The organism is Psychrobacter sp. I-STPA10 (assembly GCF_021012795.1).
Taxonomy (GTDB): Bacteria; Pseudomonadota; Gammaproteobacteria; order Pseudomonadales; family Moraxellaceae; genus Psychrobacter.
This window is the reverse complement of sequence record NZ_VFYU01000016.1, coordinates 43,541-63,005: the sequence shown is the minus strand read 5'-3', so window position 1 is coordinate 63,005 and position 19,465 is coordinate 43,541. Positions and strand designations below refer to the sequence as shown.

General features: G+C 41.4%; 14 protein-coding genes. 10 read left to right on the top strand and 4 right to left on the bottom strand.

Annotated features, from left to right (window positions below):
• Positions 1-29 precede the first annotated feature (29 nt).
• Positions 30-1,925, bottom strand: coding sequence for an ABC transporter ATP-binding protein (locus tag FHK89_RS08050; protein WP_230658911.1), 1,896 nt, complete (start codon positions 1,923-1,925; stop codon positions 30-32).
• A gap of 183 nt (positions 1,926-2,108) precedes the next feature.
• Between FHK89_RS08050 and FHK89_RS08045 the strand changes: the two genes are divergently transcribed.
• Positions 2,109-2,450, top strand: coding sequence for a hypothetical protein (locus FHK89_RS08045; protein WP_230658909.1), 342 nt, complete (start codon positions 2,109-2,111; stop codon positions 2,448-2,450).
• 20 nt (positions 2,451-2,470) lie between these two features.
• The gene (locus tag FHK89_RS08040; RefSeq protein ID WP_230658907.1) at positions 2,471-3,031 is read left to right on the top strand and encodes a hypothetical protein; all 561 of its coding nucleotides are present in this window, start codon (positions 2,471-2,473) and stop codon (positions 3,029-3,031) included.
• Between the two features lie 236 nt (positions 3,032-3,267).
• Here FHK89_RS08040 and FHK89_RS08035 read toward each other — a convergent pair whose 3' ends face one another.
• The gene (locus FHK89_RS08035) at positions 3,268-4,143 is read right to left on the bottom strand and encodes a hypothetical protein (RefSeq protein ID WP_230658905.1); all 876 of its coding nucleotides are present in this window, start codon (positions 4,141-4,143) and stop codon (positions 3,268-3,270) included.
• A 54-nt stretch (positions 4,144-4,197) separates the two neighbouring features.
• Positions 4,198-5,178 (bottom strand): helix-turn-helix transcriptional regulator, encoded by a 981-nt coding sequence (locus FHK89_RS08030; RefSeq protein ID WP_230658903.1) that lies wholly within the window; start codon positions 5,176-5,178, stop codon positions 4,198-4,200.
• Between the two features lie 601 nt (positions 5,179-5,779).
• On the opposite strand from FHK89_RS08030, the gene FHK89_RS08025 reads away from it, so the two are divergent.
• The 6 genes from FHK89_RS08025 to FHK89_RS08000 all read left to right on the top strand — a co-directional run bounded on the left by FHK89_RS08025 (position 5,780) and on the right by FHK89_RS08000 (position 13,081).
• Positions 5,780-6,448, top strand: coding sequence for a hypothetical protein (locus FHK89_RS08025; protein WP_230658901.1), 669 nt, complete (start codon positions 5,780-5,782; stop codon positions 6,446-6,448).
• A 272-nt stretch (positions 6,449-6,720) separates the two neighbouring features.
• Entirely contained in the window at positions 6,721-7,764 is a 1,044-nt protein-coding gene (sohB, locus tag FHK89_RS08020) for a protease SohB (RefSeq protein WP_230658899.1), read from the top strand.
• Between the two features lie 305 nt (positions 7,765-8,069).
• On the top strand, positions 8,070-9,659 hold the full coding sequence (locus FHK89_RS08015) for an MBOAT family O-acyltransferase (RefSeq protein ID WP_230658897.1): 1,590 nt from the start codon (positions 8,070-8,072) through the stop codon (positions 9,657-9,659).
• 72 nt (positions 9,660-9,731) lie between these two features.
• Positions 9,732-10,841 carry an SGNH/GDSL hydrolase family protein gene (locus FHK89_RS08010; protein ID WP_230658895.1) on the top strand — a complete coding sequence of 370 codons (1,110 nt, stop codon included), beginning with the start codon at positions 9,732-9,734 and terminating at the stop codon, positions 10,839-10,841.
• Between the two features lie 142 nt (positions 10,842-10,983).
• A complete protein-coding gene (locus FHK89_RS08005) occupies positions 10,984-12,330 on the top strand; it encodes a GDSL-type esterase/lipase family protein (RefSeq protein ID WP_230658893.1) in 1,347 nt (448 codons plus the stop codon).
• Positions 12,331-12,442: 112 nt separating this feature from the next.
• The gene (locus FHK89_RS08000; protein WP_230658891.1) at positions 12,443-13,081 is read left to right on the top strand and encodes a DUF1543 domain-containing protein; all 639 of its coding nucleotides are present in this window, start codon (positions 12,443-12,445) and stop codon (positions 13,079-13,081) included.
• 55 nt (positions 13,082-13,136) lie between these two features.
• Here FHK89_RS08000 and FHK89_RS07995 read toward each other — a convergent pair whose 3' ends face one another.
• A complete protein-coding gene (locus tag FHK89_RS07995) occupies positions 13,137-14,003 on the bottom strand; it encodes a hypothetical protein (protein WP_230658889.1) in 867 nt (288 codons plus the stop codon).
• Positions 14,004-14,310: 307 nt separating this feature from the next.
• Between FHK89_RS07995 and hrpA the strand changes: the two genes are divergently transcribed.
• Positions 14,311-18,474 carry an ATP-dependent RNA helicase HrpA gene (gene hrpA / locus FHK89_RS07990; RefSeq protein ID WP_230659038.1) on the top strand — a complete coding sequence of 1,388 codons (4,164 nt, stop codon included), beginning with the start codon at positions 14,311-14,313 and terminating at the stop codon, positions 18,472-18,474.
• A 302-nt stretch (positions 18,475-18,776) separates the two neighbouring features.
• Positions 18,777-19,463: a TetR/AcrR family transcriptional regulator gene (locus tag FHK89_RS07985; RefSeq protein ID WP_230658887.1), complete on the top strand. Its 687-nt coding sequence runs from the start codon at positions 18,777-18,779 to the stop codon at positions 19,461-19,463.
• Positions 19,464-19,465: the final 2 nt, after the last annotated feature.

Below are 19,465 nucleotides of genomic sequence, written 5' to 3'. Positions count from 1 at the left end.
AGCGTTCAAACCCCAATTAAATCAGAAGTTTAACAAGGCTCACCAATCTGCCAATGTTGGGCTTGTTGATATGCCTGCCATAAATCCGCATACGCCCCATCTTGTGCCAAAAGTTGCTGTGGCGTGCCTGCCTCAACCAAATTGCCCTTATCAAACACCAAAATTTGGTCAGCGTCCTGCACACTTGCCAAACGGTGAGCAATCATCAGCACCGTTTTACCCTGCATTAAATTGTGCAATGCCTGCATCAGCAGTGCCTCATTTTCAGCATCAGCAAACGCCGTTGCCTCATCAAGCACCAATATCGGACGGTCTTGCAAAATCGCCCTTGCAATGGTGATACGTTGCCGTTGTCCCCCTGACAAACTCGCCCCACGTTCCCCGACCAGCGTGTCATAACCTTGTGGCAACGCCTGAATAAACTCATCGGCTTGAGCCAACTTTGACGCCTGTATCACCTCATCAAGCGACTTATCAGGCAAACCCAAACGGATATTGTCCAAAATACTGCCTGAAAACAAAAAATTATCCTGAAACACAAACGCCACCTGTTGCATCAACACCTCAGGGGCAATCTCACGCACATCAACCCCGCCTACCTTTACCGCACCACTATCCACGTCCCAAAAACGTGGAATCAAACGAGCCACCGTACTTTTACCTGCCCCAGAGCCACCCACCAACGCCGTAAAACTGCCACTAGGCACCCTAAAACTGACATCATTTAACGCATTTTTTTGCCGATTTTCATAACAAAAACTTACCTGCTCAAACACCACCGAGCCATCTTGTGGCGTTTGTGGATTGCAACAAATCGGCAACTCTGCCAAATTTTGCACCTCAACAATCCGAGCAATCCCCACCTTCGCTTGCTCAATCAAATGATACAACGCCATATACGGCATAATTGCCTCAGCCATACCCGTTCCCAATAGCAAAATCGCCAGCCACGTATCAAACGCCAACTGCCCATGCCACCACCAATACAGCCCAGCCCATAATATCGCCACCAACGTTGGCAACGGGTGCAACACAATCATCGACAACCGAGATGCCGTCCCCGAGCGTTTCCACCACGTCATCAAAATCTGCAAATAATGGCTTAACGCCTGCTCATAACGCCCAAACGAGGCTTGCCCGCCATCAAACGTACGTACCACAGGCATCGCCTGCACAAACTCAACCACCGCCTGCACCACCTGCTCACGAGCCGAATTATATTGCTTTTGAATATCGACCGACTGGCTCATCACCAGCGACAGCCCAACCATGCCCACCACCAGCACCGCCAACGCCACCAAAGCCAACCGCCAATCTATCCATAACATCAACGCAAACGCCAACAATGGCGATGCATACGCCCGAGCATATAACGGCGTACTATCCGCCACAAAAGCGTGCAAATCCTTCACATCATCTTGCAACACCTTAGACAATGCAGACGTCCCCTGCATACTTAGCGTACCCAACGGCAAGCGAGCCAAATGCTCACTTAACTGCTCACGTAGCACCACCTCTAACCGAAACGCTGATAAATGCGACCGCTTAAACGCCAAGCCCCGAAACAAAAACCCCAGCACCACAAAGCCAACTGCCCACCAAAACCAATGCCACTGCACCACAGCGTCCGCCGAACCAATCCCAAAATCAGCACCAGAACCAGCAAAGGACGAGCGAAACAAAAATGCCAACGCCAGCATTGCCCCCAACGAACACGCCACCCCAAGTACCGCAAATGCCATCGCCACATAAATTCCTGACTTGACTGGCTCAATGATTTGCCAATGTGAAGGGGCTTTTGCAGATGGCTTTGATGGTGGTTTTACAGAAGGCTTTGAAGGGTCTTTTGATGGGTCTTTTGATGGGTCTTTTGATGGGTCTTTTAATGGTGGTTGAGAAGATTTTGTTGTTGTGGACTGGCTCATATCATTACCTACAGTTATTATTCTATAAATAACCATTCTACAGGTAAATGATAGTTATTCTCAATAAAACCATCATAGGCAATCGGGAAAAATGATAGGGGAAATGGGAAAAATTGCTACAATTACAATATAGTGGGGTAGCATGATTAGCATATTTTATACGTGCTAATAAATGGGAAGTAGATGATGAAAGGCAGGATTATAGTAATACCAGTTTCAAAAGAAGCAGAGAAAAGACTGGATTATGATATATGTATGGACAATGATTTAATAGAGTATCATTTAAAGCAAAGTGAGTTTGATGAATTATTTAATATGGGATTCTTTCAAGAGCTTAATAACAGTCTAGGGGTAATGATTGCTGATTATGAGTGGGAAGAAATACTAGAGGATAAGCTAGATAGGTTAAAGAAATTTATGGATATTTATATTCTAAAACATCAAGATAATATGGTGCTTAGAAGTATTAATGATTTTTTTCAATTAGCTTATAAGAAAAATACTGGCGTATTCTTCTTCTTTTAAAAATATTTAGTAGATAGAATATGAAACATACTAAAAAGCAGTTTGAAGATTATAAAAATAAACTTAAAAGTATAAATAATTATAGTGCTTACAACTTGATAAAAACTATTTTAGAAATACTTTGTGATTGCCAAATAAAAAGTTGTTCTTGTAATATGTTTAGTGAGGAGCTTGAGGTTTATTTATATATTGAGATTGATAACTATCCTATTAACTATATAAATTATAGTCCAAAAAATATAAAAACTCGTATAGATGCATTATGCAATACTAAATTTAGCAAAATTAGCGACTTTTTTATGCACATTAGAGATAGCCTAGAAGATTTTTTATATCTGCAATCTGTGAATAATTGTCAAGATTGTTGCCGTCAAGGTGGTTTGTTGCTTACTAAAATAGACCAAGATGATTCAATATTATTTACTTGTCCTGATTGTGGTTATTGTGAAAGTTTAAATGGAGAAAAACTCAATAAGAAAATTCGTAGTGTTAATATGCCACCTACCATAAATGAAATAGAGAACTTAGGGATTAACTTACATGACATAGCAAATAACTTTATTCAGTTTGATAATATTTAGTAACTATAGAGTGTTAAAAGCATTCTGCCTTAACAAAAATTTAAAGGAAAATCACCTATGAATTCCATTATCGCGCTGATTTTGGAGATTCTATGTTAAATTATCACTAATAGGACTTACACAAAAGTACGATTAATAAAGCCGCCAATAATCTATGAAACTGCGTAAGTCCTAACTAATTCATTCAAATAATTAGTAAATAAAAACAATTCATGTTATATAAACGTTATATTGGACTACCACTTTGGTTCATGCGGGCAAGGTGGGTAAGATGAGCCATAGGCATTTAGCAGACCATGAAAAACAAGAATACTTTGTTGACAATGAGGACAAATAATACTGCCTTTAAAATACGGCATCAGTGGTTTTAAAGTCTCGATTTCAATACGGTCAATGGCATTTTCTAGCCAAACTAAATTACTATTAGAGTCAGAATTACTTAATTCTATATCAGTAGAATAGTCAATATTAGTACATACTGGGTCAGTTTTATAAACCTTTAAACCATCTTCTTCATTCCATAAATACGTCTCTTGTTCGCAGTTTGGACAGGCAACGATAAATTCATCACTGTCGCTACATACATTAAATAATGCTGCGGCTTGATGCTGTCCCATACTGACAAGGTAACTAACTAAAAAATATATTTTTGATACGTCATCTAAGGCAGTTGCCATTGTAAAGGTGTCATTCACTAAGGCTTTAAAGTCGACTATGGCTTGCATAAAGGCAGTTGTGATTTGCTGTTGTGTTTTTTTATCAGTACTGCCTTCATTATTATTGCTATTGTGAGCTTCACTATTATCTTGGAAAAAAACGCTTATATCTGTTGTACTATCAAACCCCGTTAATAGTGTGCCTAATGATAAAACCAAATTCATTTTTAAATCAACATTTGTGGTTTCTTGGGCAATTTTTACCAAATAAGGCACCGTTGCCAATGTGCTTTGATACACTGAGCCTTGATGATAGATAATTTCCCAAACTATCTCATCAGCAACATCGCTATCTTCCGTTTTGGTTAATGTTAAGATTAACTCTGGTAAAGTTTCTGCATCACCATAGGCACTGTCTAATTTTTGCCAAAGTTGTAATTCATCTAATGGAAGCATTTTGACTTTCCTTCTGTACTATCCCTTCTATACCTTTTTATACAAACCTACCCCTCACAACTCACTCGGCAAATAACCAAACTCTTTTTTAAAAATCTGGCTAAAATGCCCCACATCACGATAACCCACATAATATGCCGTTTGCTGAACGCTCATACCCTCATCAAGCAATAATCGCAACGCCTGTTGCAAACGTAACTGACGGATATAAGTCGCTATCGTCTGCCCTGTACGTTCCTTAAAGCCTTGTTTTAGATAACATTCGTTGATACCCACTTGCCGAGCCAATCCTGAGATGGTCAACGGTAAATGATACTCGGCATGGATAATATCAATCGCATCATCGACTTTATTTTTAATCATTAGCGATTTTTTAGTCATGGTTTGCGTCTGACTTGAAGATGCACCATCAGATGATGGCGATAACAATCGACCACATAATGACAACGCCAAACTCTCTAACGTCAGCGAGTCTGTCAGCGTCTCAGTGGGCTGATTGATAATTCGTAAGGCTTGCAATATCAGTGCAGGCTTGATGGGTAAATCAGACAACAATATCAGACCGCCATCATCACCACTCATACCATGCTTGGGTAGATTGAGCCAATCAGGTAGGGCAAAGTCCTCTTGCCAACGTAACAACAACTCTTCAGGAAAGTCTAAGCTGACCACTTGCTGACGGCTGTTTTCTTGCCATGTGGTACAAATCTCACCAAAATTGCCATAACGTCCCCAAATCTGTTTTGGGCGTGCTGATACTGTCTGTTTTAGATTACTGGCAGTTAAATCATAATTGGCATCAATTAAAATATGAATCCCAAAAAAACAGCGAAACGGCATACTCTCTTCAACCACGCCAGTGCCATTATAGATATCCCCCCGCCCAAGCAATAAGCCGTTGTTTAAAAAGTGATAATCACCATAGCCCGACCAACTTTTGCGTTTTGGAATCACCCGAAACGACTGCTGACTGACATCGGTTAATTGCCACGCACCCAAATCCAGCTCAAAATAATTACTCACTTGATTTAACATGCTCAATCACCGATTAAAAAAGTTTGGATAATTTGGATAATAAGCTAACTATATTTTTATACATTGTTCTTATGCGTTTGCTGATGGTTTGTTATTTTACCTATTCTATCCTGTTATCAACTAGCAAAACGTGTTATAAAATATTTTAATGTCTTTTAAGTTTTTTATTAGGGTCTGTTGAACATTCACCTTCATAGGAAAAATTGAGATACTGATTTTAACAAACAGTGACTTAGTCAAGGCAATGAATGCAGGTAATATCGAGATATTAACAAGTTCATTAACGCAGAATAAGGCAAATTTAGCCAATTTTTACATGAAAGTACAAAATAGCTACATCCCTTTCAGATATTAACCTGACGTGGTGAAAGTTCAGCAGACCCTAAAGCGTCTATTCAGCAATTTATCAAATTATTTGTTATGTCTGTTGCTTAAAATGACCATAGCCCCTAAATTTAATCAAAAGCCCATAAGCAATAAAAAGTACAGAGCTTGATTGTCTATAACAATGCTTATGACCAATATGAGTAACCACATTATGAAAAAGTATACGATAAAACAGCCGATGCTAAACATGCTAAATATGATAAACATGATAAACATGATAAACAGTCAACCACGCAGACCAGCCGTGATAAAAGCAGGGCTATGTATGCTGGCAGTTGCCATGCCGTTAGCGTTTAGCAGTGCTAATGCCAATACCAACAATACTAATACTGCCAATCCAACCTCTACCACTACCACAAGCAATCTCACCCCCGCAGAGATACAACAAATAGCACAGTTACGCCAACAGCTTGATGCCCTACCAGCGACCACTAACCCAATTGAGGAAGAAGCTCGCTCATTGTTTGCATTTTTATTAAATAATGAGCCACAAGGGGAGATAGCGTTTAAGACGGTGTATGGCACCGCCTTAAAACAAAAATATCCAGATTTTAGTGAGCAGAAAATCTTAAGATACTGCACTATGGCAGTCAGAGAGTATTTAATGGAAGATATTATTGGCGTTGGGAAGACACAATTTTTTATACCAAGTCTACTGACGGCTGAACAAAGGGCAAGTATAGATGCACAAATGCTAACAAATGGCGATAAGACGAATGACATATTGGGAAGATATGATAGAGAAATGCTTGGAGATATCAGCGTCTATGACACAATAGACCAACACAGGCAAGCAATTGAGCAACATAATAGGAATGCTGAGCAAAACAGGCAAGATATAAGAGAAACTGAAGCTTTTCTAGAAAGAATGGGTTGGGATTAAATAAATGCTTAGTAGTTAGCCTCACTTAGCCACAGTTAGCGACAGTTAGCCACAAAAGTGAATGTAGTGAATGCGGTAAATGCAGTGATTGGACTGATTGGAGTGAATGGGATAAAAATAGAGTGAAAAAAGTGTGGTTGTTGTTGTCATGTTTATATGACAGCCTGTATATAGTCAATTGCCACTTGAAAAATAGCATCACTAATCGCATATCTACACTTATCTATCAAATCTATTCTAATCATCTTGTAACTTATCTTAAAGGACATAATATGCTATTTCACCCACCCAAAAACCCTGTTGAGCTGCGTGTCATTCATCTTAATAAAAACCAACAACAACGTCGTGATGACCTAAAAGAAGCGATGGAAAATGATGATGAAGACAATGCCTCGCTCAAACAGCAACTTGCCAAAAAGTTAAAACAAGTGCTGAAAGACAAAGCCAAGCATAAAAAAGATGCCAAAGTATCTGCCAAAGAAAACAAAGACAAAAAAGACAAAAAAGATGACAAACGTATCTTTGTACTTGATTTTGATGGCGATATCAAAGCCAGTGGTGTCAAGCATCTGCGAGAAGAGATTAGCACCCTCATTAGCAGTGCCAACAAAGGTGATGAAGTGGTGGTACGCCTAGAGTCAGGCGGTGGCATGGTACACAGCTATGGCTTAGCGGCAGCGCAGCTAGTGCGCCTTAAAGAAGCAGGATTGACGCTGACCGTGTGTGTGGACAAAATCGCTGCCAGTGGTGGCTATATGATGGCGTGTGTTGCTGATAATATCTTAGCAGCACCGTTTGCGGTTATCGGCTCGATTGGCGTGGTGTCACAATTGCCCAACTTCCATAAATGGCTCAAAAAACACGACATTGATTATGAAATGTTTACCGCAGGCGAATACAAACGCACCGTCACTGTATTTGGCGAAAACGACGATGATGACCGTGCCAAATACAAAGAAGAGCTGGAGCAAACGCATAAACTATTTAAGCACTTTGTTAATACCTATCGCCCACAGCTTGAGCTAGATAAAGTTGCCAATGGCGACCACTGGTATGGCGAAGATGCGCTGCATCTTAATTTGGTCGATGAGCTAAAAACCTCAGACAGCTATCTGCTAGAGCAGATGGAAGAGCATGAAGTGTATGCGCTACATTCTCGCCAAAAGCCAACCTTAGCCGAAAAGTTGGGCTTTGCAGGTGCGGCAGAAGTGGGCGTGCAATTATTGCTGAATAAAGCGGCAGATACCTTGCCCGAGGTATTAGCAAAAGTTGCCAATGATAGCTGTCTTAATATCTTAAAATCTCGTGATATGTGATTTTGATGGCTTGCCGTCGCTAAAGTTTAAAGTAACATGTGTTCAACAAAGGTGGGCTATCTATATTAGTAATTGATAGCTCACCTTTTTTTATTTTAGTCCTGTATTTTCTAACTAGAGGGTTAGCAATTGCTAATGATTCATTTTTATTAGCATGGCGAACAGTATATAATTAATAAATAGTCAATGATGATAACAAATAAGTTATTGTCTTTGGCATTGAGGTGGTATGATTATATCCAGTTTTGTGTAAGGGATAGGGTTCGTGTGAATATACGCCCTGTTTTACAGTTTGGGCGTTATTTATGGCTATTTTATCTTATGAGTTTGCACTGTGTTTTGTGCTGTTTTTTATTGTTTATTGGTCGTGTTATCGTTCCCCTAAATTACAAAATGCACTGTTGTTATTAGCAGGTATTGGCTTTTTATTGTCTTGGCAATGGCTGTTTTTAATCAGTATTGTCTTTGTATGGTTGGTACTACAAGCTTGTACTTATGGCTTTATGCTGGCAAAGCAGCAGTGGCAAAGGCGGCTCACTTTGTTGCTCGGATTGGTTGCTTTGGTGGCGCATTTGTGCTTTTTTAAATACACCAACTTTACCATTGAGCAGCTTAATCAGACCATCTTAAGTGGGCATAACATCACCCCTTTAGATATCATCATGCCACTGGGCATTTCATTTTATACCTTCCAAGCCATCAGTTATTTGGTCGATGTGTATAAAAAAGAGATGCAGCCGATGCCCTCAGACATACTATTTGCTTTTTTGGCATTTGTACCGACCTTGACTGCTGGCCCGATTTTTCGTGCCAAAGCGGCACAAAAACAATGGCAATTGCCCGCCGTACTACCCAACCCATCGCTGACTATTGCAGACACACCGTTGGCGAATGGTGCAAATGCAGCACAAACCGGTTTTCATACTGCCAGCTCTGATGCTAGCCAGCACAATAATCCAGCCAATCAACGCAAGCGTGAAGGCTTACGGGTAGGGGATAACGCGCCTGTTGTGGAAATTATCCCTCTGCCTCGGCGTTATATCATTGAGCCTTATGTTGCCTTGGCATTGATTATATTTGCGCTGTTTAAAAAGTTGGTTTTAGCAGGGTGGCTTGAAGCGTTATGGGTTAATCCTGTATTTGCCAATCCTTTGCAGTTTCATGGTTTGGAAGTGTTGACGGCAATCTATGCTTATTCACTGCAACTGTTTTTTGATTTTTCTGGCTATACCGATTTGGTGATTGCCATTGCCTTACTGTTGGGATTTCGGTTGCCAGAAAACTTTAATCGCCCCTATTTGGCAACCGATATTCAAGACTTTTGGAAAAAGTGGCACATCACCTTATCGACTTGGATTCGAGATTATTTATACATTCCACTCGGCGGTGGGCGTTGTAGTTTTTGGCGGGTACAGCTTAATTTGATGTTGGCATTTGTCATCTCAGGGGTATGGCATGGTGCGGGCTGGAACTTCTTTATCTGGGGCGCAATTCATGGCTTAGCGTTGGTGTGGTTAAATATTTTAAAACGCTTTAAGCTACGTTTTTGGTTGACCAATTATGCCAAACCACTGGCGATTTTTATTACCTTTCATTATGTGGCATTTGGTTGGGTATTTTTCCGTAGTGTTACCACAGAGCAAGCGTTACAAGTATTGCAAGCATTGGGCAATGTCTTTGATACGACATTTAGTTTATCGGTATTACCTACCTTACTAATCATGCTATTGGCTTGGTTGATTTATCCATTTTTGGGACAGGCTCGTGAGCAATTAGCAAAACTGTTGTCTTATATTCCGTGGTGGTTATTACCAGTAGTGATAAGCTTATATGTGGTATTGGTATTTAATCTTGCGCCTGAAGGGTTGCCTGGCTTTATTTATGCTAATTTTTAGCGTATTTTAGTTTGCTAATTCATTTACCCTATTTAATTTATTGTTTAATTGAAAAAAGTTGAAAGTTGCGATATGAAAACCAATTCTAACCAAGATAAGCAGATAACAGAGCATACTGTGTTAACAAGTATTGATGAGATTACCCAAGAGCTACAGATTTGGCAAGTAGCTACAGTGATGGTGTTGTCAGTACTGCTGGTTAGTTGGTTTAAACATGATAGATTAAGCAGTTATTGGCAGCAAACTTATCAGCAAGCAGATGTGTGGACAGCACTTAACCAACTGCCCTATTGGAAAACAGGGCTTTTGCCGCAGCATTACACAGACCCATCATTAATGATGACAGGATTGGCAGATTTTAACCATCTGAGTAACAGTCAGCTTAATCAGCTACTATATGCAGATATTTTAGCCGAGCGTCAGCAACAAGAAGCTTTAAAAGCGCAGCGTTTGGCACAGATGCAAGAGCGCAGACGCTTAGAGGCAGAAGAGGCACGCAAACCCAAAGTGATGACCGAAGTACAAATCATGCCTGAGCAAAAAGTATTTTTTGCAGGTGATTCAATGATGGAAGGTGTTGCGCCATGGGCGATGCGGGAACTACAGAGCAAATACCAAATTGCCAGTATTGATTTGAGTAAACAAAACACAGGGCTTAGCTATAGTAGCTTTTTTGATTGGCCTGCCACTGTTGAGAAAACCATTGCTGACAATCCTGATATTGGGGTGATGGTGATGTTATTGGGTGCCAATGACCCGTGGGCAGTACCTGACCCTGAGCACCCAGGAGCGACCTATATTAAATTTGGCTCACCAAAGTGGAACGAATTATATAGTCAAAAAATTCAGCGTATTTTGCAAGCTGCCGACAATCATCAAGTACAAGTGATGTGGCTAACACCACCGGCGATGAAAAGTGACAAACTCAAAGAAGATATGGAAGTATTGACAAAATTGTATCATCAAGTCATACCCAATACTCAAGCTGTGTTGTTAGATACCAAGCCAATGTTGTTAGATGATGCAAATAGCAATCTATATTCAGATAGCATGACGATTGAGGGTAAAAAAATAAAAGTACGTACTGCTGATGGCATACATTTTACCCCGACAGGTCAAAAACGATTGGCGGCTGCCATTGTGTCACATATTAAGGTATTGTCTGACACTACTGAGCAATAAAACTGTGTCACTATACAAAACGACAAAACGGTAATGATGACTCTATATAGTATCTAATGTATGTTATAAACTATATATGACACATCACTCACAAATAACTCATAAATAACTTGCTCTGGGCAATGAGCCAAAAGGAATAGATATGAAGTTGATGTATTCAGGTTTGCGTAAGATGAGCCTAACAGCGGTCATGAGCTGTTCTGTTTTGACGCTAAGTCAAGCGCTCTATGCTGCCCCTGTAGAAAATTTTGGTCAAAATTTGGCGGGCTTGCAGCAAGCTTTTGCCCATAAAAATGTACATATTTTGCAAGTGGGTGACTCACATACAGCGGGTGATTATTTTACCGAGCAGTTGCGTAAACGCTTGCAAGCAGATGTGGGTGATGGCGGTCTTGGCTTTGCTTATCCCATGGATGTGAAAGGGCAACGAGCTGCCCGTCATGGCTATCAATCTAATGGGTGGCAGTTGACTAACAGTCGTTTTAACCAAAGCGCAGACTATCCACTTGGAGGTATGGTGGCAACGCCAAACTACTCAACTGGATATCTAACCTTAACCAGTCAGTATTATAATGGTGACCGTCAAAATGCTCGCATCGTGGTGAAGGGCAATGCAGGGCAGAGTATTGAAGTCAGTGATGCCAGTGGGGTGCGTAATCTTGCACTGAGTCGTAATGGCTGGCAGACACTCAGCACCCCATTAACCTTCCCAAGTACCTTACGTGCAAATAGTAATATTGACTTTGGTGGGTTTTGGCTCAGTCGTTCCACAGGAGGAATGGTATCTGCAATGGGGATTAATGGTGCAACCCAAGATTATTGGCAGCGTTGGCACCCTCAGTTGGCACAAGATTTAGCAAATAGCCAAGCGGACTTGGTAATCCTAGCTTATGGTACTAATGAGGCATTTCAAAGTAATGTCAGTGGACAAGTAGCTGCTTTACGACAAGCCATTAGTCAAGTTCGTCAAGGTCTGCCCAATGCCAGTATCTTACTCGTTAATGCCCCAGAGAGCCTAAAAAGCACCGCAGGAAGCTGTGGCACCCGAGCGACCAATCTGGACAATGTGCAAGCGCAAATTCGCCAAGTTGCAGCCAGTACAGGGGCGTTGTATTGGAGCTGGCAAGATGCCATGGGTGGTCGTTGTAGTATGAAAAACTGGATAGCGCAAGGTTTGGGGCGTTCAGATGGGGTGCATTTTTCACGCAAGGGCTATGAGCGAGCAGCCAATGACTTGTATGATGGTTTAAAATCTTTATTAGCAAATACAGGCAGTGGCTTTGCCACCAGTAGCAATGCCATTAATACTGCCAATAATAACGGGACAGCAACATATGATAATGGCTATAATGCCACTCGTACCAGTATTCGCCGTGTTTATTCTCCAAGTACAAACAGCTCATCAACAGGGACATTGACCAATACTCCTGCCACACCGCCACGCCGTCTGATTAAAATGTGTGTTGGAGAAAACTGTAAGCTCAAATAGCTTTGCTGATTTGATTTTAGCTTACAGTGGCTTAGAGATTAAGAAGTTGCTTAGTTTGTAACTAGTACATACTATGACTTAAAAAAGGAAGATAGTAACACAAGGAAGAGTGATGGCAACTTTATTTATGGTAAAAATTGGTGCAACCCCAAAAGGACGCTTAATTGAGCAACACGATATGTTTTTTGGGATAGCAGATCATATTCATGAATTGTATCCTGCCATTAATGAGCGTTGGCTTGAAGCAAAAGACATTTGGCACATTGATGCCTATCGGCAAGTGACTCGGGTAGGGGATTATTGTATTGAATGGCTGCCAGAGAGTCAAAAAGCGGCAGATAATCTGACGACTGCAAATGAGGATTTAAAGTTATTTTTTTTAAATTTAGGCGGCTATTTGCCGGAGCAGTTTGAAGAATATCATCACAAAATGTTGGTGGTTGCGCCAACCCAAGCACTCGCCATTAAACAGGCAAAGCAAACAGAGTTTTATCAGCATTATCAGTTTAATGACCCCAACATGCCATTTGATGCCTCATCGCATATTGACGATAAGATGACGGTGGATGTGGATGATATCTATGATGTCAATGCGCTATTGGCAGGCGGGCAGTTGTGTATCACTCCCATTGCCAAAGAGGACGAAGTGGCAGAAGATAAGCAATATATTGGTTATTTAAGCCTGAAAAAATTAAAAAAATATAGCATGGCAATGGCTGAAGAAAGTGAGGCTCAACCCAAATCCAAATAAATATCCATACCATCATGCCATACTTCAATAGCTAGATATCGTTAATCCATATTATTTATCCTGTTTCAGAAAATAGACAAGCAATCCATAATACAAATAATAGTGCCAAAGCCAACAGTAAAAAGTTGCAATATAGTGAATTAACCAGCAATATCATCAATCTACTATCAAGTGGATAATAAAATATCATGACATAAAGACTGATAAATGGCAGCAGTAGCATGATGAGAAAGGTGACATTTTTGTCAAAATGCATTGCCATAAAAGTGAGAGATAAAAAGGTAAAAAATAGCAAGTTATGCAGCAGCATATATGCTGCTATCTGCCCCACAGAATAATCTGTATAACTAAAGTTGGGAGCAAAAAAAGTTAAATATAATACTGGAAAACAAAGAAAACCGACGAATAACTGAGCCGTGACGGTCAAAACTTTGGGTGGCGTTGGTGGTTGTGGCGCTCTTGAAAGTAAAATAGGTATTTGTTTATCTTCACTTCCATCGCTACCTAGTCTACCTAACGACACGGTCACTATTTCTTCTTTTGTATCATCTGTATCTGTATCATCTGTATTTACTGTGCTATCTGATAACTGCTGAGATTTTTGCTGTTTATCATAAGCTCTTTTTTCCATCAGATAAGAAAAGGGCAATACCAACTGTATTTGTATCGCAGTGAAGAGGCTTGCCACGATGCTCGAGAGCATGATAAATAACCAAGTGGCAATAAAAATACCCACCACAAATAAGCCAATGCTAAGGGGGTTGTGTAGACTGTCAAAATAATGTTGTACACGCTGTACCCTATGCACAATCATGCCAATATGATAAAAATATTGATAATGTAAAAAAGCAATAAAGCAAGTGAGTGCAATGATGATCCACAGATTTAATTTATTAGTAGTTGACATCTTTAGCGTATTCATAAGGGTGTTTCTTATGCTTTAGAGTTTTGTTGTTTGTTTTAATATTAGAGGATGTGGCTCAATGGCTGTTGTGTAATGACTGTTATGTACTGTTATAGCTATTATGTACAGTAGGGCAGCTATCCCCTTGATTATAGCACCGATAATCCGCATATATAGTCAATTCAAGACAAACATATCAAGACAAATATAAAGCAACCGCAAACTTTAGCCAAAATAGCCTAAGCCAATGACTGATAATTCTGATACTTCCAAGCAAACCGCAACACCTGATACCGCTATCCCTGCCAGTAACGATATATGCGATATGCAAACAACCAAACAATACGATGACCTGCCCGTTTTAGCCAAAGACCGCCATTATCTTAGCCGTCTTCAGCGTCAGCTAAATAGAAAAAACCCTACTAAATCAGACGCCAAAAAACAAGCAAATCTGCAAAACGAGCTGCAAACTAAGTTTGAAAAAATAAAAGCCCGCTCACAAAAAGCGGTGCAAGCACGTATTGATAGCCTGCCCGACAACCTACCGCAAAGACTCAATCATGACTTGCCTGTCAGCCAACGTGCCGAAGACTTGGTGCAGGCGATTATTGATAATCAAGTGATTATTGTCGCAGGGGAAACAGGCTCGGGTAAAACCACACAATTACCCAAACTGGCAATGATGGCAGGACGTGGAGTGACAGGGCAGATAGGACATACGCAGCCACGCAGGCTGGCGGCTCGCAGTGTTGCCAATCGCATTGCCGAAGAGTTGGGTGAGCCTTTGGGCGAAACGGTTAGCTTTAAAATTCGCTTTAATGAGCAAGGCAGTGCAGACTCTATTGTTAAGCTGATGACCGATGGTATTTTGCTTGCTGAATTGGGGCATGACCGCTTTTTGACCCGTTATGACACCATCATTATTGATGAAGCGCACGAGCGCAGTCTGAATATTGATTTCATTATGGGCTATCTTAAGCAGTTATTACCCAAACGCCCAGATTTAAAAGTAATCATCACCTCAGCGACCTTAGATACGCAGCGTTTTAGTGAGTATTTTGCCCAATATGATAAGGCAAAAAAACGTCTTTTACCTGCCCCTGTGATTAACGTCGAAGGGCGTAGCTTTCCTGTGGAAGTACGTTATCGTCCATTGACTGATGAGCCAGTATTTAGCTCAGATGATGATGCCTATGATGATTTTGAAGACAATTTGCCTCGTGCTGTAGTGGCAGCGGTAGAAGAATGTTTTGATGATGCCAAGCAAAAAGGACACCCTGACCAAGCCGATATTTTGATTTTTGCTGCTACCGAAGCAGAAATTCGGGATTTACAAGAAGTGTTGGTCAATCATGGTCCACGCCATACCGAAGTGTTGCCGTTATTTGCCCGTCAAACCTATGCCGAGCAGCAGCGCATCTTTCAGCCCTCAGGTCGAGGGCGTCGCATCGTTATCGCCACCAACGTCGCTGAAACCGCATTAACCGTCCCCGGTATTCGCTATGTGATTGACTTGGGTTTTGCGCGTATTTCACGTTATTCGTATCGCTCACGAGTGCAACGTCTTCCGATTGAAGCGATTAGCCAAGCGGCGGCAAATCAGCGTAAAGGTCGCTGTGGGCGAGTGGCGGCGGGCATGTGTATTCGTTTATATAGCGAAGAGGACTTTAACAGCCGCCCTGAATTTACCGAGCCTGAAATCCTGCGTACCAACCTTGCTTCGGTCATTTTGCAAATGGCAAGTTTGCGTCTAGGCAGTGTCGAAGACTTTGATTTTATTGAGCCACCCGACAGCCGTTTGATTAAAGATGGTCGCAAGTTATTAGATGAGCTTGGCGCATTGACGCATAAAAACCCATCTAAACATAAAGACAATCAACGCCCCATTCATCAACAATCCCTCAATGAAGTCAAGCTGACGCGTATCGGTCAGAAAATGGCACGTATGCCCATTGACCCACGCCTTGCCAGAATGTTGATTGCAGGCAGTGATTTTGATTGTCTACCAGAGATGCTGATTATCGTTGCCGCATTGGCAGTGCAAGACCCCCGAGAGCGTCCTGCTGCCAAGCGAGCGCAAGCCGACCAAAAACATGCGTTGTTTCGCCAACCAGATTCAGACTTTCTGTTTTATCTAAGCCTATGGCAAGCCGTTTTTGGTAATGGTGGTAATAACAATGATGGCAAGCTATCGAGCAATCAACGCAAACAATTTGCCAAAAAGCATTATCTAAGCTTTCCTCGCTTACGTGAGTGGCAAAAAACCGAGCGTCAGCTTGAGCAGATGGTTACAGAGCTAAAATTGGGTGATTTAAAAACAGAGCAAGTGTCTAAGAAAACAAAGTCTAGTGAATCCGCCCAAACCATGACTGAAGTGTTAGACAGCAACGACGAGCAGCTCAAAGCGGTAAAATATGCCAACTTACATCGGGCATTATTAACAGGACTGTTATCCGTTATTGCGCATAAAACAGACGCGCGTGGTGAATATTTAGCCGCGCGTCAACAAAAAGCCAAAATCTTCCCTGCCAGTACCGTGTTTAAGCAAGTACCAGCGTGGGTGATGGCGTTTGAAATTGTCGAAACCTCGCAAGTGTTTATGCGTACCGTTGCCAAAATTGAGCCTGAGTGGGTCATCTCAGCGGCAGGTGATTTACTCAAATATCATTATTTTGAGCCGCATTGGTCAAAGAAAACAGGGCGGGTGCGGGCTTATGCTCAAATCAGCCTGTTTGGTCTGATTGTCATCGCCAAGCAGCTCACCAACTACGAACAAGTCAACTTGAGTGAAGCGAGAGAAATCTTTATTCGTGATGGTTTGGTGACAGGGCAATTGGGTCGAGATGCGCCATTTTTACAGCATAATCTCAATAAAATTGCCGACGTAGAGCGTATCGAGGACAAACTACGTCGTCGTGATTTGCTGGTCGATGAAGAAGCGTTATACCAGTTTTATGAAAGTAAAATTCCTGAGCACATTGCCAGTCGCAAAGCCTTTGAAGACTGGCGAGCCGAAGTGGAAAAAACAGACAGTCACTATCTGTTCTTTACCGATGAGGACGTATTAAAAGAAACTGCCCCAACCACAGGTGACTTTCCCGAAATTTGGCAACTGGGTGACTTAAAGCTGCCTTTGTCATACGTGTTTGACCCTGCCAGTGATGATGATGGGGTGAGTATTCGGGTGCCATTGGCAGCATTGCCACAGCTTGATGCCGTTGAGCTACTGTGGGGCATTGCAGGTTGGCGGTATGAGCTGGTGTTACAACTGCTCAAAAGCCTACCCAAAGAAATCCGCCGCCGTATCGTTCCTATTCCTGATACTGCTGACAGTCTCTTTGATGAGTTAGAGCGTGAGCATCAGCAAGGTCTGCTAAAACAGCTTTGCCAAGCGTTGCAGCGTCGGGGCATCACAGGTGTCACCCCCGAAGACTTTGACCCCAGCCGCATTGACCGCTACCTACAACCACAAATTTGTGTGGTCGATGACAAAAATCGCCTGATTGAAAAAGGGCGTGATTTAGTCACCTTGCAACTGCGCCACGCCAGCGAAACCAGCCAAGCCCTTGATAGCAGCAAAGGCGAATCACAAGGGCTGCATACCGACTTCCCTGATTATTTTCGCTTTAGCAAAAACCGCCACAGCGCAGGCGTGGTGATGAAGCAGTTTTCTGCCTTAGTCGCTGATGACAAGGGCGAAGCAGTTTCTATCCACCAATATACCGACATCAACGCTGCCCTAAAAGCACATCGTCACGGTGTACTCACTCTTATCAAGGGACAACTGGGGGCAAAACAAAAGCAGCTCACCTCACAGATTGACAAAGCATTCAAACTTGCCTTTGCGCCATTGGGTGACATGGAAAAACTCAAAACCATTTTGGTTGATGCTACCTTAGATGCGGTGCTTGATACCCATTACATCGCTTTTGACCACAGTGAAGAGCTGCCCGAAAATGCCGATAGCCATGCCGTCACCTTAGCTGAGCAACTGCCCTTTAGCCAAGCAGAATATCAGCAAACCGCCCAAGCAGTGCTCAGTCAATTTTTATTAGTCGGGCAACAGGTGCTTAAACAGCTTAAAGACGTTTATACCCGTTGGCAACGTATCCGCCAAACTCTACTGATGCTGGATACCGAAATCTTTGGCGAATCCATCGACGACATCGAAGATCAACTCGAAGACTTACATCTGTCTGACTTTGTATATCGCATGGATTATGAGCATTGGCAGCAGTATCCTCGCTATCTAGAAGCCTTGCAAATCCGCCTCGAACGCCTAGAGCACAATCTTGATGGCGACCTTGATGCCGTTTATGAGCTTGACGTGCACATGGAGCGGCTGGCAGGGCGAGCCGATGACGACAAAATCAGCGACTATCGTTGGCTGGTCGAAGAGTTCCGCATTCAGCTATTTGCGCAACCGATGAAAACCCGTCAAGCCGTTTCACAAAAACGCCTACGCAAAGTATGGGACGAGGTGAGCTAAAAGACATAAATAGTTATTATATAAAGTAGGATACAAAAATAAGACAATATTTTATAGGTGTTTAGTCAAATATGTTTTTGAAAAAAATATGTATCTTATTGTTTTTATTTTATTTTGATTAAGACAGGCTACTTATATTTATTAATAAATAATATATAGATTCATTTATTTATACTTATTAATTTATGTGTCATCATATATTGATGTTAGTATGATGACATCCACTTTGTTTGAAGCCAAAAAATCAGCAACGTGGATAGGTAGTTTTTTATAGATTACACACAGATAAATAGAGAGTAACTATGGCTGAAAATCGTGATGATATCATTGAAGAGGTACTAGATAACTCAGAACTTGCTCGACAGTTAGTCCCTAATAAGTTTAAATTTACCAGTCAACAAGGGCGTATACGTCGGCAAAAATTGATAATGAGTGCTAAAAAGCTTAGTATAATCAAGCCCATTAAAGACATTACGTTAGCACAAGTTTGTGAGGAAGCAGGTATTCCACGTGCCTCTGCTTATCATTTTTTTCCTAATATTGATGCTGTGTTTTTGGCGTTGAAGTTTTTGAATGCAATTGAGTTGATTGAAGCGATGGAAAAAGTTGATATCAATCAGTTTAAGCATTGGCAAGACTATGTGACTGCCTTGATGGAATCTATTGTTGATGAGGTTCAGGCAGATCCAAGTAAAGCAAAATTAATCTATGATACCAATACACCTGACTTAGAAGAAGAACGATTTGGTGAGCAAGTGAATAATAAGATTGTAAAGTTAATTTATCAGCATATGGCAGATCATTATCAGATGCCAAAATATAATGATATTCAGGTGCAACTTTTAGTCACTTTTAGTATTATTGATAGCATCTTTACACTTTCATATCGTCAACATGGTCAAATAACATCAGATTATTTGCAAGAAGCCATGACTGCGTCTTTGGGCTATCTACATAGTTATTTACCAGAGAGTTTACCTCTTAAGTAGTC